Origin of the sequence: Furfurilactobacillus milii (assembly GCF_009864005.1) — a bacterium.
Classification (GTDB): domain Bacteria; phylum Bacillota; class Bacilli; order Lactobacillales; family Lactobacillaceae; genus Furfurilactobacillus; species Furfurilactobacillus rossiae_B.
Genome location: NZ_WEZQ01000026.1, coordinates 1 through 22,366 on the forward strand (window position 1 = coordinate 1; position 22,366 = coordinate 22,366).

Annotated in this window: 20 protein-coding genes; 18 read left to right on the plus strand and 2 right to left on the minus strand. The window is 43.3% G+C overall.

What is annotated here, in order from left to right; translation table 11 throughout:
* Positions 1-506: 506 nt before the first annotated feature.
* The 13 genes from GB993_RS11725 (at position 507) to GB993_RS11785 (ending at position 14,166) form a co-directional block, all read left to right on the plus strand.
* Positions 507-932, plus strand: coding sequence for an Hsp20/alpha crystallin family protein (locus GB993_RS11725; protein ID WP_161004422.1), 426 nt, complete (start codon positions 507-509; stop codon positions 930-932).
* Between the two features lie 197 nt (positions 933-1,129).
* The gene (locus GB993_RS11730) at positions 1,130-2,002 is read left to right on the plus strand and encodes an aminoglycoside 6-adenylyltransferase (protein ID WP_161004423.1); all 873 of its coding nucleotides are present in this window, start codon (positions 1,130-1,132) and stop codon (positions 2,000-2,002) included.
* 9 nt (positions 2,003-2,011) lie between these two features.
* Positions 2,012-3,148 (plus strand): low temperature requirement protein A, encoded by a 1,137-nt coding sequence (locus tag GB993_RS11735; RefSeq protein ID WP_161004424.1) that lies wholly within the window; start codon positions 2,012-2,014, stop codon positions 3,146-3,148.
* Positions 3,149-3,375: 227 nt separating this feature from the next.
* A complete protein-coding gene (gene recX / locus GB993_RS11740) occupies positions 3,376-4,161 on the plus strand; it encodes a recombination regulator RecX (RefSeq protein WP_162854136.1) in 786 nt (261 codons plus the stop codon).
* A gap of 150 nt (positions 4,162-4,311) precedes the next feature.
* Positions 4,312-4,989 (plus strand): DUF975 family protein, encoded by a 678-nt coding sequence (locus tag GB993_RS11745; protein ID WP_161004426.1) that lies wholly within the window; start codon positions 4,312-4,314, stop codon positions 4,987-4,989.
* 119 nt (positions 4,990-5,108) lie between these two features.
* Positions 5,109-5,816 (plus strand): DUF975 family protein, encoded by a 708-nt coding sequence (locus GB993_RS11750; protein WP_161004427.1) that lies wholly within the window; start codon positions 5,109-5,111, stop codon positions 5,814-5,816.
* Between the two features lie 101 nt (positions 5,817-5,917).
* Positions 5,918-6,442, plus strand: a complete 525-nt coding sequence (locus GB993_RS11755; protein WP_017261580.1) for a DUF1836 domain-containing protein — start codon at positions 5,918-5,920, stop codon at positions 6,440-6,442.
* A gap of 111 nt (positions 6,443-6,553) precedes the next feature.
* Positions 6,554-7,390: a DNA/RNA non-specific endonuclease gene (locus GB993_RS11760; RefSeq protein ID WP_161004428.1), complete on the plus strand. Its 837-nt coding sequence runs from the start codon at positions 6,554-6,556 to the stop codon at positions 7,388-7,390.
* Between the two features lie 389 nt (positions 7,391-7,779).
* Positions 7,780-10,416, plus strand: a complete 2,637-nt coding sequence (adhE, locus tag GB993_RS11765; RefSeq protein ID WP_161004429.1) for a bifunctional acetaldehyde-CoA/alcohol dehydrogenase — start codon at positions 7,780-7,782, stop codon at positions 10,414-10,416.
* 539 nt (positions 10,417-10,955) lie between these two features.
* The gene (locus tag GB993_RS11770; protein ID WP_161004430.1) at positions 10,956-11,627 is read left to right on the plus strand and encodes a CPBP family intramembrane glutamic endopeptidase; all 672 of its coding nucleotides are present in this window, start codon (positions 10,956-10,958) and stop codon (positions 11,625-11,627) included.
* 48 nt (positions 11,628-11,675) lie between these two features.
* Complete coding sequence (locus tag GB993_RS11775) at positions 11,676-12,353, plus strand: coenzyme F420-0:L-glutamate ligase (RefSeq protein WP_347877360.1); 678 nt, start codon at positions 11,676-11,678, stop codon at positions 12,351-12,353.
* A gap of 129 nt (positions 12,354-12,482) precedes the next feature.
* Positions 12,483-13,070 (plus strand): hypothetical protein, encoded by a 588-nt coding sequence (locus GB993_RS11780; protein ID WP_161004432.1) that lies wholly within the window; start codon positions 12,483-12,485, stop codon positions 13,068-13,070.
* A gap of 412 nt (positions 13,071-13,482) precedes the next feature.
* Positions 13,483-14,166: a CPBP family intramembrane glutamic endopeptidase gene (locus tag GB993_RS11785; protein WP_161004433.1), complete on the plus strand. Its 684-nt coding sequence runs from the start codon at positions 13,483-13,485 to the stop codon at positions 14,164-14,166.
* On the opposite strand, the gene GB993_RS11790 is transcribed toward GB993_RS11785, so the two are convergent.
* Together GB993_RS11790 and GB993_RS11795 are read right to left on the minus strand one after the other, a co-directional pair.
* Complete coding sequence (locus GB993_RS11790; RefSeq protein WP_161004434.1) at positions 14,158-14,976, minus strand: sugar phosphate isomerase/epimerase family protein; 819 nt, start codon at positions 14,974-14,976, stop codon at positions 14,158-14,160. The two genes, GB993_RS11785 and GB993_RS11790, sit on opposite strands and share 9 nt — an antisense overlap.
* A gap of 126 nt (positions 14,977-15,102) precedes the next feature.
* Positions 15,103-15,903 (minus strand): Cof-type HAD-IIB family hydrolase, encoded by an 801-nt coding sequence (locus GB993_RS11795; RefSeq protein WP_161004435.1) that lies wholly within the window; start codon positions 15,901-15,903, stop codon positions 15,103-15,105.
* Between the two features lie 289 nt (positions 15,904-16,192).
* On the opposite strand from GB993_RS11795, the gene GB993_RS11800 reads away from it, so the two are divergent.
* The 5 genes from GB993_RS11800 to GB993_RS11820 all read left to right on the plus strand — a co-directional run bounded on the left by GB993_RS11800 (position 16,193) and on the right by GB993_RS11820 (position 22,350).
* A complete protein-coding gene (locus GB993_RS11800; protein WP_161004436.1) occupies positions 16,193-17,080 on the plus strand; it encodes a polyphosphate kinase 2 family protein in 888 nt (295 codons plus the stop codon).
* A 21-nt stretch (positions 17,081-17,101) separates the two neighbouring features.
* Positions 17,102-18,628, plus strand: coding sequence for a Ppx/GppA phosphatase family protein (locus GB993_RS11805; protein WP_017261568.1), 1,527 nt, complete (start codon positions 17,102-17,104; stop codon positions 18,626-18,628).
* 102 nt (positions 18,629-18,730) lie between these two features.
* Positions 18,731-20,905, plus strand: coding sequence for an RNA degradosome polyphosphate kinase (locus tag GB993_RS11810; RefSeq protein ID WP_161004437.1), 2,175 nt, complete (start codon positions 18,731-18,733; stop codon positions 20,903-20,905).
* Between the two features lie 39 nt (positions 20,906-20,944).
* Entirely contained in the window at positions 20,945-21,964 is a 1,020-nt protein-coding gene (locus tag GB993_RS11815) for a Ppx/GppA phosphatase family protein (RefSeq protein ID WP_347877361.1), read from the plus strand.
* Entirely contained in the window at positions 21,961-22,350 is a 390-nt protein-coding gene (locus GB993_RS11820) for a VOC family protein (protein WP_161004439.1), read from the plus strand. Before GB993_RS11815 ends, GB993_RS11820 begins: the two co-directional genes overlap by 4 nt.
* Positions 22,351-22,366 lie beyond the last annotated feature (16 nt).

Here is a 22,366-nt window from a genome sequence, read left to right on the forward strand (position 1 = left end):
CTGGAGCTGTATATTTAGTTCTGGGCATACAAAAAATCCCTCCGTAACTGTCAGATGAATTATATTATTTCATCTGACAACCACAGAGGGATTATCGCAATAAAAAGTTCGCGGTCTTTTATTGTTTCAAAATTTGTTAGCAAGACACAACAGTACAGTGAAAACCGCTGTGTAGCCGAGTGGAGCAGACTGGAAACAGAGTCCCATGTCGACACTACTTAATGGGCGTACTTTGGCCATTTAGTAGTGTGGAACGAGTTCTGAGACGGGCTGAGGCTCAGAATCGAGGTTGAAGACTCCGGTTCTCAGGAGGCTGAAACGGTTCCTCATGGGACGGCGTTTTCGGTCTGCGAGACGCGACCGCATCAAAAGAACTGGCCTGTACGCAGACGACAATAATTTGAAATAATAAGTCAAACCACTTGAAAGTTTGACCAATACTGACTATTATAATCTGTGTAGATGGGAGTAACCATTTAAGACTATTGAAAAGGAAGGCTTTTGATATGCGTTACGATTTAAGAAATGATGATTTTAACGACCCTCAGGACGACTTTTTCTTTGGTTTCCCACGCAACATGTTTGACATGACACGCCACGGTGGCTCAATGCGCGCCGATGTGGTTGAACATGACAAGGATTTCGAAGTGAGTGCCGAGTTGCCTGGCTTTAAAAAAGATGGCATTAAGTTGCAGTACAACAATGATACATTGACCATTCAAGCTGAACATGAAAACAACCGTGAGGACAAAGATGATGATGGGCGTGTTCTTCGCCATGAACGTAGTTACAGTAATGTAAATCGTTCATTCTATTTGCCAAACGTTGATCGTGATAACATTGAAGCGCATTACGATGGCGGTGTATTGACCATCAAGTTGCCTAAGACGGATGCCAGTGAAGAACGTAATCACGATATTGAAATTAACTAGTTTAAACAAACTTTCTAGGTAATGATTTATCAGATGGTTTTACCAGCACATTTCCTGCTGATAAAACCATCTTTTTTCGTTTCAAACGTACTTTTTTGCGTATGTTTAACTAAGGCTAATCAAAGACCTGCGTCAAAACCTGCGCTATAATTGCTCATAAGAGTAACCGTGAGTTTGGGGTTGTTAGGAGGAACATCATGACACAGCGTAGTGCACAAGAAATGATGACATTAATTCAGTCCGTTGCCGAGAAGGACGACAATATTCGGGCGATTGGCATGGAGGGTTCACGTAACAATCCGGTGGCCCACCAGGATCAGTTTGCAGATTTTGATATTACTTATTTTGTAAAGGACCCGACACCGTTTCGGCAAAATGATGACTGGTTAAATGTGTTTGGCGAGCGATTGATGATGCAAAAGCCAACGGGTGCACTGTTTAGTGGCACAATGCAACCATGGTATCCATATTTAATGCAGTTTACGGATGGAAATCGGCTGGATCTTAAGATCGCCTGCGTGGGTGATATGGATGCCTATTTAGCGGCGGAACACTTAAACACAGTGATTTTTGACAAGGATCATCCGGTTCAGGCGCAACCTGAGACTTCTGACTGGGATTTTCACATTACTCAGCCGACGGAAGAGGACTATCAAAATTGTGTAAATGAGTTTTTCTGGGTCAGTTTGTACGTCATGAAGGGACTCAAACGTGGTGAACTATTGTATGCCAACCAATATATGGAAACGCCAGTCCGTGCAGAACTCTTAAAGATGTTGGAGTGGTCAGTGGGCGTTAACACTAACTTTCAGATCAGTGTTGGTAAGAATGACAGTCGGCTGAAGGATAAATTACCGACAGAGGACTACGATAAGCTGATTGAAACGTATCGTTTGGATAGCACGGCGGCAACGTGGCAATCGTTGCAAACTGCCAGCCAACTGTTTATCGAAACGGCGCGGATTGTTGCAGATCAACTTGGCTTCGATTTTCCTGATTATCCCGCTCATGTTATAGCTTACGAAGAGAAAGTTATGGGCGAATCATCTGCTGTTCAGCCGCAAAAGTAGGTGTAGCTCATGAGAGAATTGCGTCAACATTCAGAAGTAAGTAACATCGAGCTGTTTTACGATTTGATTTTTGCCTATGCGATTAGTCGCATCACGACAGTTCTACATTTAGTGCACCATGACACCATTCCTGCATTGTATTTGGTCGAATTTGCTGTCATGGTGTTTATGTTTTGGACGGTGTGGACATATCAAACGGTGTTGGTTAACCGTTTTTTTCAAGAGAACATTCAACACAGCATCTTCATGTTGTTTGACATGTTTATCGTGATTGTGTTGTCACAGTCACTGACACCGAATTTTGCGTCCACACAGATTGCCTTTCCCGGGGCAACCTCGCTGCTACTGTTTAGCATTGCCGTTCAGTACTTATTACGCAGTCGTCATTTAACGGATCCACGACAACTGAAAGTGGCTTATGGGCTGGCGCGTATTTTAATTATTACCAGTGTCATCGGTGCCATTACGATCATTCCGTGGGCGCCATACAGTGTTCGTGAGGTTGTTTATATTTTGTCGATGATTTATGCCAACATTGCGCCAATTTTTATGAAAGACAGATTGACCGCCTTTCCAGCGATGTTTGAACATTTGACGGAACGGTATTCGTTGTTTACGTTGTTACTGTTTGGTGAAGCGATTATCGCGGTTACCGAAGTTGTGGATGTTCACCATTTTGACTGGTTGTCGATTCCGTTTTTTCTCATTATTGTGGCGCTCTTTTGGGTCTACTTTACGATTTATCAACAAGGTATTGACCGGCACAAACGGACGGCGGGCATCGCACTCATTAACATCCATTACTTTGTATTTGTCGGTTTAGACTTAGTCGCTGCGATTGTGACGTTATACTTAAAGCATGAGCTAATCGGCTGGCAATTTGCACTACTAATGACGATTGGACTGTGGTTTTTCTTAGGTGGTTCTGCGATGATGTTAGCCACTTATGGTTCTCATCGTGCAAACGAACATTGGCGTTTGTTGTTTGGCAACGCAACGTGCGTGGCTATGATTGCTGGCGCGGTTATTTGGGTTTGTCGTGATTGGCAAGATATCGTCATGGTTCTCATCGCTTTATTCTTACTGAGTATTGCGTGGTGGTGGAATCGGGAAGTGTCACGGTTAAGTACCAACACCGCGGATTGAATAATAGAAAAAATTGATCAAATTTGGTAAACAAGGAGGCCACAATGAGCGATCACGAAAATAAACCAATTTTAATTGGCGATGTGGGTGTACCAAAATCAAAACGTTCCAAACCACATACGAGTTCAACTAACGGCGCTGACATTGCGGCCGATCTCTTGGCTAAACACAAGAAAGCGCCGACTGTGCATAGTTCGCGAACCAGTCGGACTAAAAACGAAGTGACGATGATTGAAGCGCAGAAACGCGCCGGTCGTTACAACGTTTATTTAGATGGTAAGTATGCTTTTCCTATCAGTGAGTCAGTCATGATCAAATACCGAATTTTTAAGGGAATGGTCATCGATAAAGACTTACAAACGGAAATTATCGCGGCAGATGATGTCGCTAAAGCTTATAATCGAGCGCTAGACTATTTATCCGGTCAGTTGCGCTCTGAAAAAGAAGTTACGGACAAGCTTAAAACACTGGAGATTGATGATGACGTCATTGAATCCACATTGGAGCGGTTACGAGAGTTTAATCTTCTGGATGATCAAGCATACGCAAGTGCTTATGTTCGCACAATGCGCAATACATCGGACAAGGGGCCAATCGTTATTCGTCAACATTTGCGTCAAAAAGGGATCGGTGAGAATCTAATTGATAACGCATTGGTTGAATTTAAGGACGATGAATTGGTCGAAAATGGCGTGGCGGTGGCAGAAAAGCTAGCAAAACATTACGCTCGAAAGCCGTTTTCGACGCAAAAGCAAAAGGTTATTCAAGGACTGATGACTAAAGGTTTTCAACGCGAAACCATTGATCAAGTCATGAATCAAATTGAACTCACACGTGACGAAGATACAGAAACGGACTTATTGACGCATGAAGCTCAGAAAGTTTGGCGGCGCAATCGTCGCTATGATGATCGGGAACGATTGAATCGGACTAAACGAACTTTATATGGTAAGGGCTATCAGTTTGACGATATTAATCGGGTGTTGGATACGCTGATTGAGGGCAACGATTAATCGAGAAGTTAATTGATTGGTATAGGTGAAAAAATAAAAGCAAAACGTTGTTATTACACAAGACGTTTTGCTTTTATTTTGGATTGGTTCAGAATATATTATAGAAAAATAATGTATTGCTAAGTTGATTATCAGAACGGGGGAATCATCATGCTTACCAATTCTGAATTGAAGAAAAATGCACGTCAGACGTTGCGCGGTAACTGGCAACGTGCAATTAAACTGACGATTGTGCCAGTGATTTTGGGATTGATCTCATGGGGTTATCTTTATGGTAACTTTAAATGGCCAAGCAATAGTTTCTTTGTTGATCAGCCCAGTTTGTCATTTACCATTGTTTCGGTAGCGTTGTCGATTGGGGTCATGTATACACTATTAGATTGGGTCAGAGATAAGGATGTCATCAACCAGTCACTACCAGATCACGTATTTGGATTATCCATAAATACAATGTTAGCGTTATTAGTACAGGCTCTGTTTATGAGTTTTGTTATCTTGATCGGCAGTCTCTTAATCGTCCCTGGCGTTATCTTTTGGCTCATGTTTTCGCAGTCAGTTTATATTTATAAGGATCAACACGAAGCAGATTCGAACATGAACGTCTGGTCAGGAGTAATCAACAGCGTGTCTCTAAGTGAGTCGATGATGATTGGTCATAAATGGGAGCTATTCAAACTGAAGTTGAGTTTTCTTGGATGGCTTTTGTTGAGTATTGCTACTTTTGGAATTGGTTTCATTTGGTTAGCGCCGTATTATCAATTGACGGTGACGGGCTACTATGTTGCACTAGCCGCTGAAAATCGTGAACAGATTGCACAACATGCCTAAACTCATAAAGATAATAATAGCGACAAACAATTTGTGTTTAAGCAACTTTTCAAGTACCTTTATTTCAGGGACTTTGTTGGCGTCATGTCAACAGCGCCATTTGAAAGGGGTACTTTTTAATGAAAACAAGAGCTGAGTTAAAGCAAGATGCAAAGGATTTGTTGCGTGGACACTGGGGACGGGCAATTCTGCTGGTAATTATTCCACTGCTTTTGTCATGGTTCAGCGGCTCGTATCAGACGACGCATCAGGCCAATTTTTACGCTGATATGACACATATGAATGTTCATATGTCATTTTGGCCATTTATTTTGAGTGTGCTGGCGTGGGGCATTAATCTTGGTGTCACCTACACGTTCCTAGACTGGATTCGTAATCCCAAACGGACGGTAAATCCCGGGACTGATGCCTTTCGGGTTATCGGTTCAGCAGCTATCTTTGGCTTGCTTGCGATGGGGATAATTGCAAGTTTTATAATTGGAATCGGATTTGTGTTAGTAATCATTCCAGGATTTATTTTTGCTTTGATGTTTTCGCAGTCAGTTTATGTTTACAAAGATTTGCACGATAGTGATCCGCAAGCGTCCATCTGGTCGGGGGTATGGACGAGTTTGGCACTCAGCCGGCAGTTGATGATTGGACACAAATGGGAATACTTTGTGATGCAACTAAGCTTTATTGGTTGGTGGCTGCTGTGCGGGATTTCACTCGGGATTGCAACACTGTGGGTAACACCGTATTATGACGCGACGATGGCTGCTTATTACGATGAACTTGAAGCAACTAGCAATATCAACATTGCCTTTCGTGATGTGAATAGACCATAATATAGTTAAATAACAGTTTCATCTAGTTTACAAAACTAGATGAAGCTGTTATTCTATCCTTAGAGCATAACTAGTCAAAGTGTCTAAGGAGGACAATGAGCATGGCTGATTCTTTTAATGACTATCACAAGTGGGAACAACACCTTGCGGAGGTTAAACTACCTAAGTGGGATGAACTACCAAAGTTTGATCTTTATATGGATCAAGTTGTTGCTTATGTTAATGACACCCTGGGGCCACTGGATGTTGATTCGGTGACGCCGGCAATGATCAATAATTACGTTAAACACAACATTATTTTGGCACCAGTAAAGAAGAAGTATCAGGTGATGCAGGTGGCAGATATCTTGTTGATAGGTTTGCTGAAGCCAACGTATTCGATGGATACAATTCGCCAGGGGATGGATCAAGTTACTGCAAGCTTATTCCCTAAACGAGCTTATGATACGTTTATTGACCTTATGCTGGCCGGTCTGCAGGGCACGCTGAGCACGGACGCGGCGACCAATTTGAATGATCAAATGATGAAGATTGCTGTTAATGCAGTATTAGATAAGATGAAGTCAGAGAAGTTACTGGCACTCACGAAAGAGATCGTGAAGCCAAAGCCAGTTGAACAGAAGTAAATTCCGGTTCATGATCCAGTTTGGGTCATGAACTTTTTTTGCGCAATGTGCCCCGTCATTTCTGTTTATTAGGTAGAATAAAATACAAAGATAACTAGACGGGGAGAAAACATGCGAAATCGCCAGAATGTAATATACACTGTAGTAGCAGCGGTAGTTGTCGCAATTGTCTTTGGGGCGTTTACGTTGAGTCGTCAGGCCAGCGGGCCAGTCAATCAAAGTCAACAACAGACGACTCAATCCAGTCATGAACAAACATCTGGTCAAGGAAGTACTCAAGCTACGGATGCTGCTGCTTTAGCGAAGCTAACTTATGCGTCGGGTAAACCTGCGGTGGTTGCGGTCAACCATAATCGCAGTACGCTAAACAAGAATGATTGGCAACGTAATCATGTGATTTACAGTTCACTGGATAATGAAAACCGGACGTCAACGGCCAATACAGCCTATTTAGAGTCGCACAACGTGGCCAACGATTCGCTGAGGGTTCGACAATACGTCCAACCCACAGGCTGGCACCAAAAGATGGTCAACGGCCAAGCAATTATTAATCGCGGTCATTTGATTGCCTATTCACTATCAGGCGGGATTGATCAGGATGGCGAGTACAGTCCAAACAATGAATCGGGCGATCAGAACAATCCCAAGAACTTGTTCACCCAAACGGCTTTTAGCAATCAAACACTACAAACGATTTACGAAAGCAAGGTGCGCAATGCACTGCGTGATAATAAGAAAGTTATTTATCAGGCCCAGGCCATTTTTCAAGGAGATAACGAGATGGCTAATGGTGTCCATTTACAGGCGATTTCAACGGATGGTAGTTTGAATTTTAATGTGTATATCTTCAATGTACAGCCTGATTTTCAGTTTGATTACGCGACCGGTCGTTCTAAGGTAGATCGAGGAATGGATGTTCCGACACCGGATGAATCACCAGAATATTAGTTTTTAAATGTGGACCTTGTTTTGCTGGTCCTTTCAAAAACACGCTTATTCGTTATGACATAAATAATCGCCGTGAAGATCATCAAGATTTTTACGGCGATTATTTGTATCTTACGGTTGTTGCGTCATCATTTACGTAAGTTAGCGCAGTACTGCACATATATTTGATGACTAGTTTAAATATTCACAATGGGTTTTCAAATTTTAAAAAGTGCTGTTAGAAAAAATGTTACGGAACTAAACCCCTTGATAATAAAGATGTAAACGCTTACTAAAATTTTATTTGTTAATTTGTGAGCAAAAGGACTTGCAAAGTTTTTACATGGTGATATGATACTAATTGTGAAAGAGATAACAATAACCTTTAAATTGATGGAGGAAATCAAACAATGGTTGTTAAAACTGATAAGAAGGCTGAAAAAGACACAACTGATATCGCAGAAACGATTCAGAAGTTAGTCGACAAGGGCCATGAAGCATTAGCCAAAATGGACGACTTTGACCAAAAGCGCATTGACCACATCGTACACGAAATGGCCATGGCTGCCTTGGACCAACACATGGAACTAGCTAAGCTAGCTGTTGAAGAAACAGGCCGTGGTGTTGTTGAAGATAAAGCAATTAAAAACATTTTTGCCTCAGAAAATATTTGGCACAAGATCAAGGATGACAAGACTGTTGGTATCATTCGTGAAGATGATGTTGAAGAAATCACTGAAGTTGCTGAACCACTTGGTGTTATTGCTGGTATCACACCGGTTACTAACCCAACTTCAACGGTTGTCTTCAAAGCAGAAATTGCCGTTAAGACACGGAACCCAATCATCTTTGCTTTCCACCCACAAGCACAAAAATCTTGTGTGGCAGCTGGTAAAGTTGTTCGCGACGCTGCGATTGCAGCCGGTGCTCCTGAAGGCATGATCCAATGGATCGAAACACCTTCTATTGAAGCAACGAACCTGTTGATCAATAACGATGGTATTGCCTCAACGTTAGCTACTGGGGGTCCTGGCATGGTTAAGGCTGCTTACTCAACTGGTAAGCCTGCCTTAGGTGTTGGACCTGGTAACGGTCCTGTCTACGTTGAAAAGTCTGCTAACATCAAACGTGCCGTTAACGACATTACTTTATCTAAGACGTTTGATAACGGGATGGTTTGTGCTTCTGAAAACTCAGCTGTTATCGATGCCGACATTTACGATGACGTAATGGCTGAATTCAAACGTTTGGGCTCAGTTGTTATCAAGAAGGCTGACCAGAAGAAGTTGGCCGATGCAATGTTTAACCCAGTTACACACGGTGTCAAAGGATCTATCGCTGGTAAGTCAGCATTCGAAATTGCTAAATTAGCTGGCATCAAAGTCCCAGAAGACACTAAAGTGCTGTTAGCTGAAATCGATGGCGTTGGTCCTGATTACCCATTGTCAGCTGAAAAATTATCACCAGTTTTGTCCGTTTACAAGGCAGCAACACGTGAAGCAGCTTTGAAGACTTGTGAAGAATTACTAGACTTTGGTGGCCTTGGTCATACAGCCGGTCTCCAAAGTGAAGATCAAGATTTGATGAACGAATTCGGTATTCGCATGAAGGCTAGCCGTGTCTTGATTAACACACCTTCCGCCGTTGGTGGGATTGGTAACATCTACAACAACATGATTCCTTCCTTAACATTAGGAACTGGTTCATGGGGTAAGAACGCCGTTTCGCACAACGTTTCATCATTTGATTTAATCAACGTTAAAACGATTGCCAAACGGAGAAATAACATGCAATGGATTAAGATTCCAAGTAAAGTTTACTTTGAAAAGAACTCTGTTCGTTACTTAACTGATATGGAAGGCGTCGAAAAAGTCTTCGTCGTTGCTTCACCTTCAATGGTTAAGAACGGTTACGTTGACATCGTCCGCGATCGTCTTCGCAAACGTCCAAACGCTACCAGCATTCAAATCGAAGTCTTTGACCAGGTTGAACCAGACCCATCAACTGACACGGTTGACCGCGGTGTTCGTTTGATGAACGAATTCAAGCCTGACACGATTATCGCCATCGGTGGTGGTTCGCCACTTGATGCCGCTAAGAACATGTGGATGTTCTACGAGCACCCAGATGCAGACTTCTTCGGTGCTAAGCAGAAGTACTTGGATATCCGTAAGCGGACATACACGTTTGAAAAGCCTAACAAGGCTAAGTTCGTTGCTATCCCAACTACTTCAGGTACTGGTTCAGAAGTAACACCATTCGCTGTTATCACTGACTCCAAGACTCACGTTAAGTACCCATTGGCTGACTATGCTTTGACACCAGACGTTGCCATCGTGGACCCTCAGTTCATCATGACAGTTCCTAAGCGGACAATCGCTTACTCTGGCTTGGATGTCTTCTGTCACGCCATTGAATCATACGTTTCAAGCTTGGCCTCAGACTACACGAAGCCATGGTCATTACAAGCCTTGAAGTTGGTTTACAACAACTTGACTGCTTCATACAATGGTGACGCCCATGCCAAGGAAGAAATGCACAACGCTTCAACCTTAGCTGGTATGGCCTTTGCTAACGCATTCTTGGGTGTTAACCACTCTGTTGCCCACAAACTTGGTGGGGAATTCGGCTTAGCCCATGGTCTATGTATCGCCATCACTTTGCCACACACGATTCGTTACAACGCCCAGATGCCTACTAAGTTGGCTATGTGGCCTAAGTACGAATACTACCGTGCTGACGAAGACTACGCTGAAGCTGCTCGTTACCTTGGTTTGAAGGGTGACACGACTGAAGAATTAGTTGAAGCATTGGTTCAAGCATTTATCGACTTGGCACACAGTGTCGGTGTTGAATTGAGCTTGAAGGCTAACGGCGTGGACAAGAAGCATTTCGATGCAACTGTCGACAAATTAGCAGAATTGGCCTACGAAGATCAATGTACAACTGCCAACCCTAAGGAACCTCTGATTTCTGAATTGAAGGAAATCTTGGAAGAGGATTACGACGGTAAGGGTGTTGAAACTAAGACTCGCGGTGCCTACTAAGATTAAGTATTCTTTGAAGTAAATGAAGTTTGAAAAAGTCGTTACCGATGAAAAATTGGTAGCGACTTTTTGCTGTACTCATTTTGTTAATGCAGAGGTCAGTTAATGGTTAAGCTGACGCTTGCGGTTGTCAAACATGCACGCCGCCGTGGGACCGGTTCAAGCCGGAAGTTCACCGTCTTTCACCTCGCCGTAAAGCCGAAGTTCACGTCTTCACGACCGTCCTGTGGTGTAAATCAGGCATAAAAGCCGCCTGATTTACACCACGTTCACGACTTGCATTCATGTTTGACGCCCTTCAGCTCAGATTGTGCTCTGCATTTTGACAGAATCACCGAAGTTGAGCAAACAGAGTTCCGCTAGTCTGTTGGTAATGATCGATATTTCAACATCATTAAAACCCGATTTAGGACTTTTACTTTTACCATTAAAAATAATTCAGTGTAAACGTTGTTAAAAGCCATTTCGTGTGTAAACACTGCATTCGTTGTAGAATAATTAAAAAGATTATAAATGATGATATAAGGCAGGTGTTATTTATGAAAGCAAAAATTAGTCGTTATGTCCTTGGTATTATCACCATTTGGGTGATGCTATTTTTGTATCAAACGTCACAACTTCCAGTACACATGCCTGAAATGATTGGCATACCGGAAACTAGAAATTATCAATGGCTCTTTATTATTTTGGTGACAATTACTTCAATTCTATTTATCTGGCTAGAATTGTATACGATCGATGATGCCCGACGCTATTATGGTAATGCGTATATTGAGCATCAGCCTACTCGTAATCATAAATGGCTGATGTTTGGCGTCATGTTTCTCGCATTAATCATTTTTTTAATCGTTGAACCACTTGTTAAAACGCCAATGCCAGAAAACGAGAAAATGATTGAACAGTCTATGAAAGGGATGCCAATTCTTACCGCATATGTCGAAATTGTTCTAGCACCAATAATTGAGGAGTTGCTTTTTCGACGACTGTTTTTTGTTTTCTTTTTCAAGGGAATGGCTAACCCGTGGAAACGAGTCTTAGGAATTGTTGTCAACGGATTATTTTTTGCCAGTTTGCACACATCGCTACTCTCACCAGGTATGTGGGTCTACGCAGTGATGGGCATGATTTTTGCGACAACGTATGTGACAACCAAGGATATTAAGTACAGCATTGCACTTCATTTTCTTAATAATCTGATCTCTGTGATTTAAAACTTCGTTAATATTAAATGATATGAGGAAGATGAGCTCTTGATAGAAGTGATTGGTTTAAAAGGCATCAGCCAAATTGAGGCAAAAGATGATATTGGAAAACTGATTGTCACAGCGTTCCATGATAATGATGTTGTAATCAAACCGTATGACATATTATGCGTGGCATCGAAAGTTGTTTCAGTTGCTGAGGAACGGCAAGTTTTGTTGTCTAGCGTTCAACCGTCAGCTGAAGCAATGAAGATTCATCAACAGGTTCCTCGCAAAGATGCTCGTTTAATTCAGTTAATGTTGAATGAAATTGATGATGCTAGTGCACAGCTAACGATTAGTGAGAAATTTATAGGTGCACGGCTACCGAACGGCCTGTTTTTAACGAGCGCTGGCGTAGATAAACTCGATTCACAATCAGCTATTCTGTTACCAAGGGATCCAGACCGATCAGCCAAACGTATTGCGGAGACAATAACAAGATTAACTAGTGTGCCCGTGTCTGTTGTCATTACAGATAGTGATGGACGGCCTGACAAAAAGGGTGCAACACAAGTAGCAATTGGTGTGTATGGATTAACGCCAATGCGGTCTGCGGAGACATTGTGTGATATGGTCGCTGCTGCGGCTGGGTTGGAGATGGGACAGCGTGATGCAGGTATTCCAGTCGCAATCGTAAGTGGTCTAAAATATCAGTTTGATACCAATGCGAAGATTACTGACGCACTCAATTGACCGCGTTTTATGAGTTTGGCAGAATTGCGCGCAAACTGTGCAAATTTGACACCGTTTCCGTTTGAGGCGATAATTATGCATTAAAGTTATTGTTCTGTTCTTAAGCAGCAACCCCCTGAGGAGGTTTTTATGCGGCCCCGCAATTATATTTATATTTTAATCGTTGCTTTGGCGGCAATCGGTGTCGGCGCGCTGACCGTTAAACCGGTGGCAGAGTCGAAGCCAGCCACTAGCCAAACGCAGTCAAGATCAACAAAGGCAACATCGAAGAAGGATTCATCAAAATCGGCTTCACAGAGTTCAACTAAAAAAACGACGCCTAAAAAGGCACCTGCCAAAAAAATCAGTACAGAAACAGTTAGCAACTACACGCTGACAAAAACGGCGACTGACTTGCCATCAGGCCTAGCAAGTGGACAGGCACCGTCAGGATGGTCAGCTCCGATCACCTTAAGATTGTCTAGTGCAGCATTGTCTGGTACATCAGAGCAAAACATGGTTCGTTTTGATGGCTTGCGCGCAGGAAGTCATTATCGTATTTGGGTCGCTCCCGTAACGTCCTCAGGAACTACCAAGGCTTATCAAATTGATTATGAGCCAACGACATCATCGTCATACGTTCCGACGCGTTTGTTGAGAACGGCACTGACAGAGGCACAGAAGTCCGGCGATAGTGTGAGTCAGTTAGCGTTATACAACATAAGAGAAAACGGCTAATTTGATAGATTAGTTCTTAACTAACATCCCTAATGTTTTCATGCGTAGCCGAAGGGCGTCAATATTGCAACCAAGTCGTGAAGGTGCTGTTGATTCGGTGTTTTTCCGAATTTACAGCACGGACGGTCATGAAGACGTGGATTTCGGCTTCATGGCGAGATGAGAGACTGTGGTTTAACAGGCTCGAATCGGTCCCACGACAGTGTTTCAATATTGACAACCGCAGGCGGTAGTAAAGTTTGTACAACTTCAAACAGTATGATAAAAAACACGCTGACTTCTCAGCTTTTTTGAGAGGCCAGCGTGTTTACGTTTGCTAATATAAAAATTAGTCAAGACAGTTTTCCTTGCACTCGTCGCAACATACTGCCTATGATATGCCTAATAAATGGATTAAAAGTGGTGACGATAAATGACAGCAGACCGTATCAGAAGGTATCTAATGGGAGCCGGCGCAATGTTTGGCCTGTTCCTGCTTGAACAAGTGGCAGCAACGCCTTCACAACTGCCCAGCATGCTCCGATTGACGAGTGTACCTGCCCAAATCACGTTTGGCGTAATTACCACAATAGTAAGTATTTTAGTATTCTGGGCGTTATGGCGAGCGTATCAAAATGGATTAGCTAACCGTGAACCGCTTTACTTTGATCAACAGCCTACCCGACGTCACAAATGGCTCGTTCTTGGACTGATGGTGCTGGCACTGATTGTGTTGATCGTGGCAGAAGGCTTGATTCACAGCAAGTCGTCGGAAAATCAAAAGGCCATTGAACAGATGTTTAAGACAACGCCGTGGTTAACCTTGTACTTTGGCGTGTTTGGCGCACCAATCCTGGAAGAACTCATTTTCCGTGGGCTGTTCTTTAATTACTTCTTCATGAAGTTGAACAAACGGTGGGTGAAAATCCTGGGAATCATCGTGAACGGCCTGCTGTTTGCCCAACTGCACACAAATTTGTGGACACCAGATGCGTGGGTGTACTTTGTCATGGGTGCTATCTTAGCGACAACTTATGTTCAAACAAAAGATATCCGCTTTGACATTGGTCTCCACTTTGCAAATAATGCGTTTGCAATGTTCGCAATGCTAATCTAAATTTGCTGCGATTTGTTTTAGGTAGTCGTATGAGTTGAGCATTTCGGTGGCTTTGGTAGAATCTGCCAGATTAATTTCGAAAATGCTGGATGCTTTAGGATTCAGCAACGGCAGCACGCGAGCCCAGTCAATCCGGCCAAGCCCAAGCGTTAGGCTATCGTGCGTTAGGCCCATTGAATCGACGAGGTGGTAGTGAACGACATGTTCACCCAGTTTGGCTAGGGATGCTGCTAACACGTCATTGCTGCCGTGATTCTTGATGAAACAATGGCTGGTATCAAACGCCAACCGGTAGTTACGATCGAAAATAACCTGATCCATGTGAGGATCACCATAGAAAAATAGTGGCGAGATAGAATTTTCGAACATGATGTGGTCACCGCCTTGTTTGGCGTATTCATCCAAGCGTTCGAAGACAACATGTTGAGCTGTTTCAAAATTGGGATACAGGTCGATGAAATGCTGCGTTTGCCGCGAGTAAGAACCATGTAGTAATAACTGAATGTCGTTTTTAACGGCTAAATTTAGCAACGTGTCGGAACTGTACCGTAAAAAATGGTACAAGTCCGGCATTTCTTTTTCCGGCGTGACCATTTCGTTGAACCACTTGCCATACCGCATCGGTTGGTGCATCACAATTCTTGGCGTGACAGCCTTCGCTTCGTCAATGGCATCCTGCAAATGAGCGAGGCCTTCAGGGGTTAAATCGTGTTGATCTAAATAAAATTCGAAGACATCGGGATGATACTGGAGTCGGTTACGGTATTGTGCTGGATCCGTACTGCCCTTTAGCCCAAGTAATACTTTCATATAAACCTCCTATATTTTAGGTAAAAATATGTGACAGTCTATTAAAAATTGGTTATGTTCAATTCAAACGAACATAGCCAATTTTTTTACGTATGTTAAGTGTATGAGAAGATGGTTCCGTCAATTTTAGAAGGCAAACTTTTCTAAAAATTGAGCGACACCGTCGTCATCGTTGTTACCCGTAACGTCGGTTCCCGCCGCTTTGATTTCGGGTTTGCCATTATCCATAACTACGCCAACTTTGGCTGCTTTCAACATACCTAGATCGTTTTCAGCATCACCGAATGACATCAGGTTATCAAACGTCATGTTGTAGTGTTTCAACAAGGCGCTAAGGCCAACATGTTTGTCCATGTCTTTATCCAAAAATTCAAGAATCTTTGGTTGTGAGCGAACTGCGTGATATTTGGCTGTCATTGCCGGTGTGAGGTTAGCAACGGCTTCGTCCAGTACGTCTGCATCGTAGGACATGACAGCCTTGCTGTAGTCACCCTCGGGTAAGTCTTTGAAATCGCGATGAGTAAAGGTTAATCCCGCGTTGAGCATTTTTTCGTAATAGGAGTCAGGCAAGTCAGCCAATGGCCAAACCTGTTCAAAGTCCAAGACGTCGAGTGGATAGTGGTGTTCACTGCAGTATTCGTGAAGTAAGGATAAATCTTCCTTTCTGATCCCTTGTTGAAATAGCTTTTGGTGGCCGACATTTTGAATAACTAATGCGCCATTAAATGTGATGGTGTAATCGTCTTCGTTGGTAAGGCCAAGCTGTTCAATATATTTCCAAATGGCGTTGATTGGTCGACCAGTACAGAGCACCACTTTGATGCCTTTCTGATGGAGTTGTTTTAAAATCTTTTCATTACGTAGACTGATTTTTTTGTCACTCGTCAATAGAGTGCCATCTAAGTCCAAAGCAACCATTTTAATCATGAGAATCCTCCGTATTTGTGGCCGATGCCACCGTGTTTTCAGTCTAATTCGTAAGGACAACGAACACTGGCGAATCAAACAAACTTACATCATAACGGTAGCATAGTTTGTTCACTCAAGAACAAGTTTTTCGACAATTTCCAAAAAGGGGCGTGTTTTTGCTTAATTTGATTTAACTTTGTTAGGGAAGCCAGTAAAATAAAGTTAGCAAGAGAATTGCTAAGAAAATTGGCAGGAAGTTAACATGAAATGGCCAAGGATTTTAGCAAGAAAGTTGGGAGTGGGTAGGATGAATTATGAAAGTGAATATCGTTTTGATGGTAGTGAACGGCTTCATTTAAAGAATCAGGCAACCAGTTTGCCAAGCCCCGTGCCAGACAAGGATAAAATCAAGGCTCAGCTGGCTGATAATATTACTAAGCTGGCAGATCTCCAGTCGCGTTTATATGCACAATCTAGCTACGGTGTGGTTGTGTTGTTACAAGGAATGGATGCGGCCGGTAAGGACAGCATGATTCGTCACGTGATGAGCGGTCTAGACCCAGAAGGCACATCAGTGGTGAGTTTCAAGCAACCAACAAGTAATGAGTTGGCTCACGATTATTTATGGCGAATTTCTTCTGCACTCCCACGTCGCGGTAGTATTCAAATTTTCAACCGTTCCCAGTATGAGGACGTGTTGATTAGCCGGGTTCATCCAGAGATTCTGTTGGGCCAGCATTTACCTGGTATTAACCAGCTTAGCGACGTCACGGATGACTTTTTTAATCAACGTTTTCGTGACATCACTCACTATGAAGAATATTTAAAGCACAACGGTTTTATCATGGTGAAGTTCTTCCTCCACTATTCGCGCGATGAACAGAAGCGTCGGTTTGAAAAGCGAATTGAAGTGCCTGATAAAAACTGGAAGTTTTCCGCAGCTGACATCAAAGAACGTGCCTTTTGGGATGATTACCAGAAAGCTTATGAAGATATGCTGAATCACACGGCCACAAAGGAAAATCCGTGGTACATCATTCCGTCAGATTCTAAATGGAATTCACGGATGGTTGTGTCAGACATTTTAACGACCAGATTGGCAGCCTTGAAGCCAGAATATCCAACGGTTACCGATGAACAAAAACAACAGTTACATGAAATTTTGAATCATTTGCAAACGGACAAAAAAGCGTGAAATAAGTAAGAGGGGGATGTCATGGCCAAAGGAAGTTTATATGGCGCAATGGTGATTAGCGCGCAGGACATGCAGCTAATTATCGTTGATGTTAAGAGACAAGCAGTCATTGAGCGGGTCAGTGCACCCATTCATCTAGGCAACGATTTGTTTGCGGGGAAACGAATTGACCCGGAACGGTCTGACGAAGTTGTCACGATTCTTCAGCGTTTCTTACAATTGCTGAAGGATTATAACGTGACGGATTATCGCCTGGTGGCCTCACATACAATTACCAGAGCAGAGAATATTGATTATATTCGGGATCACATCTACATCATGACGGGTGTGACCTTGCATTTTATGACGGTCAATGAGGAATCGCTATTTTCTTATGAAGCAGCGCAATTGTTACCCAACTTCAATGAGCTTATTAGTGGTCGAACAGTGCTGATGCAGGTTGGCGCCAGCATGGTGCATTTTATGATGTTTGTTGATGGGCACTTAACGTTAACCCGGGAGTTGTTCCTAGGTCCGCTTCAAGTTGCGACCCAGTTGCAGAATTTAGAGCATAAAGTGGAGTCCTATCAGGAAGTCCTTAGCGATTATTTGCATTCAAAGCTAGTGAGTTTATATCAATACTTACCCGATGAGCCGTTTGACAAGGTTATTTTGATGGGTTCCAAGCTGAATTTGTTGGAGAACCTCATTCCCAAGGGTAAACGGTACGTTCAGTTAAGTCGCAAAGACTTCGATAAACAATTCCAGTCAGTTGTACAAATGACGCCGCAGGACATGTTGAACCAAAATAATCTACCGGCTGACCAAGTTAATGAGGTGTTACCACTCTTCCTATTGCTGGATGAGGTCTTCAATCATTTGCACACAAAGTCAATTCACTTAACTGACTTTAAAGTGATTGATGGGTGTGTCGTGGATGAAGAAATGAGTCGGAAGAAGCACCCACGGAATACCGATGCGGTTAGTCAGGTTATGCTGGGGGCAGCTTACGAGTTGGCACGTAGATTTCACGTCGACGAACGGCACCAACAGTCTGTCGTGTTGTTTGCAACCCAGTTATTTGACCGTTTGAAGAAGATTCATGGATTGGGTTCTCGTGAGCGTCTGCTACTCCAATTGGCCGCTATTTTGCAGGACAGTGGTTTGTTCATTGATAGTACGCAACATGCTTTTCACTCCGAGTACATTATTAATCACTCCGAAATGTTGGGCTTGCGCGCTGATGAACAAGTCGAAGTGGCTGCCATTGCCCGGTACCACAGTTCGGAAACGGTATCGGCTGATTTGAGCCGTTTTAACATCACAATGGATAATCGGTTAGTGATGGTAAAGCTGGCGGCTATTTTACGTTTGGCAGATGCGCTAGATGACAGTCGACTGCATAAGATTTCTAAAATCAGTGTTTCTATCAAGAAGCCAGAAATCATCATCCATGCCACCGCTAATGATGACATTGAGTTGGAGACTTGGACTTTCAATGGCAAACGTAAATTCTTCGAAGAGGTTTACGGTATGACGCCGATTTTGAGGAGAACTGGTCGATTTTAGTGGTGTATCGATTTTTAAAGAACTGCTAAGCGGCAGTGGCGAAATGACACGTATTCGGTTTGAATCAATAATAGGAGAGTTGAACCGACAGGAGGGATAAGGATGGATTTTTCAGATCCAAGTTTATATGTCAACCGGGAGCTAAGCTGGGTTGACTTCGACGACCGAGTATTGGAAGAAGCGCGTGACAAAAATAATCCTTTGCTGGAACGAGCACGGTTTATTGGGATAACGCAAAGTAACTTAGATGAATTTTTCATGGTCCGTGTGGCCTCACTGCGTAAGATGGAAGATGTTAATTACACCAAGCCAGATGTGTCGGGGATGCAACCTAGTGAGCAGCTGGAAGCAATCAGCGAAAAGGTTCACCAGTTGGTTGAAAAACAATACAGTACGTTAAATCGTTCAATCGTGCCCCAGATGGAAACAATTGGCATTCATTTGCGTCAGTATGACGAATTGAATTCTGCCCAGGTCAGTTTCCTAACGCAGTATTTCCGTGAAGTGTTGTACCCGGTGCTGACACCAATGGCAGTGGATGTTTCCCGACCATTTCCGTTTATCAGTAACAATACATTAAACATCGCTTTGCGGTTGGTTAAGAATACCAAGGATGAAGAAAGTGGCAAAAAAGAACACCGCTTTGCAACGATTCAGGTACCAGATACATTTAACCGAGTGGTTAGTTTGCCTGGCATGAACGAGTTTATCTTGTTAGAAGAAGTCATTAAGCACTTTTTAGGTGAACTATTTTCTGGCTTTAAAGTGAAAGAGGCGCGTGCGTACCGTGTAATTCGTGACATGGATTTTGACGTGACAGAAGAAGATGCCAGCGACTTACTAAAGGAAGTTGAACATGAACTAGCTGTTCGTGATCATACACAAGTTATGCGTTTGGAAATCGAAGCTGATATGTCCAAACAGTTGAGAAAACAACTGATTCACGATTTGCAGGCACGAGAAAAGGACGTTTATGACATTAAGGGTCCCATCGATTTGCGCTTCTTGAGCAAGCTAGTTAAGCAGGTGAAAGGACACAGCGAATTGATGTATCCGTCGTTCACCGGTTATATTCAACCAGCGTTGCGTCAGGATAATCTGTTTGACGAAATTAAAAAGCGCGATATTTTTGTTCAACATCCGTATGATAGTTTCGATCCAGTCGTGAAGTTTGTGCATGAAGCGGCGACAGATCCTGACACGTTAGCCATTAAAATGACGCTGTACCGGGTTTCTTCACAATCACCAATCATTAAGTACTTAGCACAGGCTGCACGTAATGGGAAACAAGTTACCGTGCTTGTGGAATTAAAAGCACGTTTCGATGAAGAAAATAACGTGAAGTGGGCACAAATGCTTGAACGTGAGGGCTGTCATGTTATTTATGGACTGGTCGGTTTAAAGACGCACTGTAAGTTACTGTTAGTCGTTCGTCAAGAACCCGACGGCATCAAACGATACATGCATATGGCAACGGGAAACTATAATGATGTGACGGCGCACTTGTATACTGACATGGGCCTGTTTACGGCAGATCCATTGATGGGCATTGACGCTTCAAACATTTTTAACATGCTGTCTGGGTTTAGCGAGCCTGATCACTTTGAACGGGTGGCTATTGCACCGACAACGTTACGTGGCTTTTTGTACGATCGCATTGATGATGAGATCGCCAATGCTAAGGCTGGTTTACCGGCGGCCATCAAGATGAAGATGAATTCATTGTCCGATAAGGGCATGATTGAAAAATTATATGAAGCATCAGCCGCCGGCGTTAAAATAAGCCTGATTGTCCGCGGTATCGTATGTTTAAAGGTCGGTGTGCCTGGTGTATCTGATAACATTACCGTTCATTCTATCGTTGGCCGCTTGCTGGAACACAGCCGTATTTATGACTTTTATGCGAATGGCGAGCATCAATTGTACTTATCATCAGCTGACCTGATGACACGTAATATTAGCCGGCGGGTAGAATTACTCTTTCCTATCCTCCAAGATGATATCAAAGAACGGGTAGGCCACATTTATGATCAAATGTGGCATGATAATGTCAAAACGCGCGTGTTACATGCAGATGGTACGTGGCAAAAGGTGGACCGTCGTGGCTTAGCACCACTAGATGTTCAAGATAGCTTGATCAAAGAAGCAGCTCACAAATCACAAGCAGATGCCAAGTTAGCAACTAGTCAACCGCAGACGCCATTCGTACCGCTGATGCGGCCTTTGGATGAAACGGCTACTGATGGCGCCAATGACGACGATTCTGATGACGAGTGACTTGAGATTAAACGTTGAGCGAGTTTGATAAGGAGGGCAATTGTGGAAAATTTTGCGGTCATTGATTTAGGCTCCAATTCGTGTCGGATGACGGTTACGGAAATCAACGACGATGGTAGCTTTAAACGTAGCCAAATGAGCAAACAGTTTGTTCGTTTGTCAGAAGACATGGGACAGTCTGGCGCATTACAACAGGCCCCCATGGATCGAACCATTGAAGCACTGAAGGGCTTTTATGAAGAATATTCACAACTCCCCAATCTAACACTAAAGGCTGTGGCAACGGCGGCAGTCCGCAATGCGTCCAATCAAAAGGCGTTTTTGGATCGGGTACGTTCAGAGGTTCATGGTTTAAACATTGAAGTGATCTCCGGCACGGAAGAAGCGCATTACGACTACCTAGGAGTGATCAATACGTTACCCGTGACTAACTGCGTCATTATGGATACCGGTGGTGCTTCTTGTGAATTGGTCTTGGTTCAAAACGGACGGGAACAAAATTTAGTGAGTTTGCCGTTTGGTTCGGTCAACTTGTCGGAAACCTTTTTAAAGCACGGCTTGGATCAGCTCGCTGCAGTTGACTTATTTAGGCTGTCGACAGCTGTTCAACGATTGTTCAATGGACTGTGGTGGCTACAACGGGGGCAGAATTTACCGCTCGTCGCATTAGGCGGTTCAAACCGAACCTTGGCAAAGATTCGGCGAAAACAAAAAAATGTGGCCGACTTTGAGGATATTCACGGTTTTCGCATGAGTGTTTCTGAAGTTGACAATGTTTACGCGGAAATTATTGAACATAACTTGGCGGAGCGAAAGGCTATTCCTGGTCTCTCAAAGGATCGCGCAGATATTATTGCGGCAGGGATTACGCCGATTGTCACAATTATGCGATTCTTGGATGCCGGCCGTGTTATTTTTTCAGAGAATGGTGTTCGTGAAGGTATTCTGTATGAACATCTTGATCAGTTACGGGCTAAAGGGAAAATTGGCAACAAAAAAGATAATATTTCCAACACTAAAAAGGATGCCGGTAGCCGCAAGAAAGCTGACAAAAAATGAGTGCGTTTGAAATTGATCATTTTGTCCTTACGGTTGCCGATGTTGAGCGGAGCGTGAAATTTTATCGAGATCGGTTAGGATTGCCCATTGAACAATTCGAGGATGGTCGGACAGCGATTCGACTGTCTACGCATCAGAAAATTAATCTCCAGATAAAAGCACATCCTCATTTACCGATAGCCGCACATCCAACGTTTGGTAGCAGTGACTTTTGTCTCATGACGGATAAGACACCGAACGCTTTAGTTACATGGGCAGAGCAGCAACATTTAATTATTGAAACTGGCCCTGTGGTTCGCCACGGTGCAAAGGGGACGATGACGTCGTTGTATGTTCGTGACCCGGATCAAAACTTGGTGGAACTGGCGGCTGTGGGAACGTTGTAGTCGTTTCCAGCTGGAC

What these genes read in the sequence shown, in the direction of transcription:
- GB993_RS11725 (WP_161004422.1), top strand. Translation starts at nt 507, where the DNA reads ATGCGTTACGATTTAAGAAATGATGATTTTAACGACCCTCAGGACGAC.
- GB993_RS11730 (WP_161004423.1), top strand. Translation starts at nt 1,130, where the DNA reads ATGACACAGCGTAGTGCACAAGAAATGATGACATTAATTCAGTCCGTT.
- GB993_RS11735 (WP_161004424.1), top strand. Translation starts at nt 2,012, where the DNA reads ATGAGAGAATTGCGTCAACATTCAGAAGTAAGTAACATCGAGCTGTTT.
- recX (WP_162854136.1), top strand. Translation starts at nt 3,376, where the DNA reads ATGATTGAAGCGCAGAAACGCGCCGGTCGTTACAACGTTTATTTAGAT.
- GB993_RS11745 (WP_161004426.1), top strand. Translation starts at nt 4,312, where the DNA reads ATGCTTACCAATTCTGAATTGAAGAAAAATGCACGTCAGACGTTGCGC.
- GB993_RS11750 (WP_161004427.1), top strand. Translation starts at nt 5,109, where the DNA reads ATGAAAACAAGAGCTGAGTTAAAGCAAGATGCAAAGGATTTGTTGCGT.
- GB993_RS11755 (WP_017261580.1), top strand. Translation starts at nt 5,918, where the DNA reads ATGGCTGATTCTTTTAATGACTATCACAAGTGGGAACAACACCTTGCG.
- GB993_RS11760 (WP_161004428.1), top strand. Translation starts at nt 6,554, where the DNA reads ATGCGAAATCGCCAGAATGTAATATACACTGTAGTAGCAGCGGTAGTT.
- adhE (WP_161004429.1), top strand. Translation starts at nt 7,780, where the DNA reads ATGGTTGTTAAAACTGATAAGAAGGCTGAAAAAGACACAACTGATATC.
- GB993_RS11770 (WP_161004430.1), top strand. Translation starts at nt 10,956, where the DNA reads ATGAAAGCAAAAATTAGTCGTTATGTCCTTGGTATTATCACCATTTGG.
- GB993_RS11780 (WP_161004432.1), top strand. Translation starts at nt 12,483, where the DNA reads ATGCGGCCCCGCAATTATATTTATATTTTAATCGTTGCTTTGGCGGCA.
- GB993_RS11785 (WP_161004433.1), top strand. Translation starts at nt 13,483, where the DNA reads ATGACAGCAGACCGTATCAGAAGGTATCTAATGGGAGCCGGCGCAATG.
- GB993_RS11790 (WP_161004434.1), bottom strand. Translation starts at nt 14,976, where the DNA reads ATGAAAGTATTACTTGGGCTAAAGGGCAGTACGGATCCAGCACAATAC.
- GB993_RS11795 (WP_161004435.1), bottom strand. Translation starts at nt 15,903, where the DNA reads ATGATTAAAATGGTTGCTTTGGACTTAGATGGCACTCTATTGACGAGT.
- GB993_RS11800 (WP_161004436.1), top strand. Translation starts at nt 16,193, where the DNA reads ATGAATTATGAAAGTGAATATCGTTTTGATGGTAGTGAACGGCTTCAT.
- GB993_RS11805 (WP_017261568.1), top strand. Translation starts at nt 17,102, where the DNA reads ATGGCCAAAGGAAGTTTATATGGCGCAATGGTGATTAGCGCGCAGGAC.
- GB993_RS11810 (WP_161004437.1), top strand. Translation starts at nt 18,731, where the DNA reads ATGGATTTTTCAGATCCAAGTTTATATGTCAACCGGGAGCTAAGCTGG.
- GB993_RS11820 (WP_161004439.1), top strand. Translation starts at nt 21,961, where the DNA reads ATGAGTGCGTTTGAAATTGATCATTTTGTCCTTACGGTTGCCGATGTT.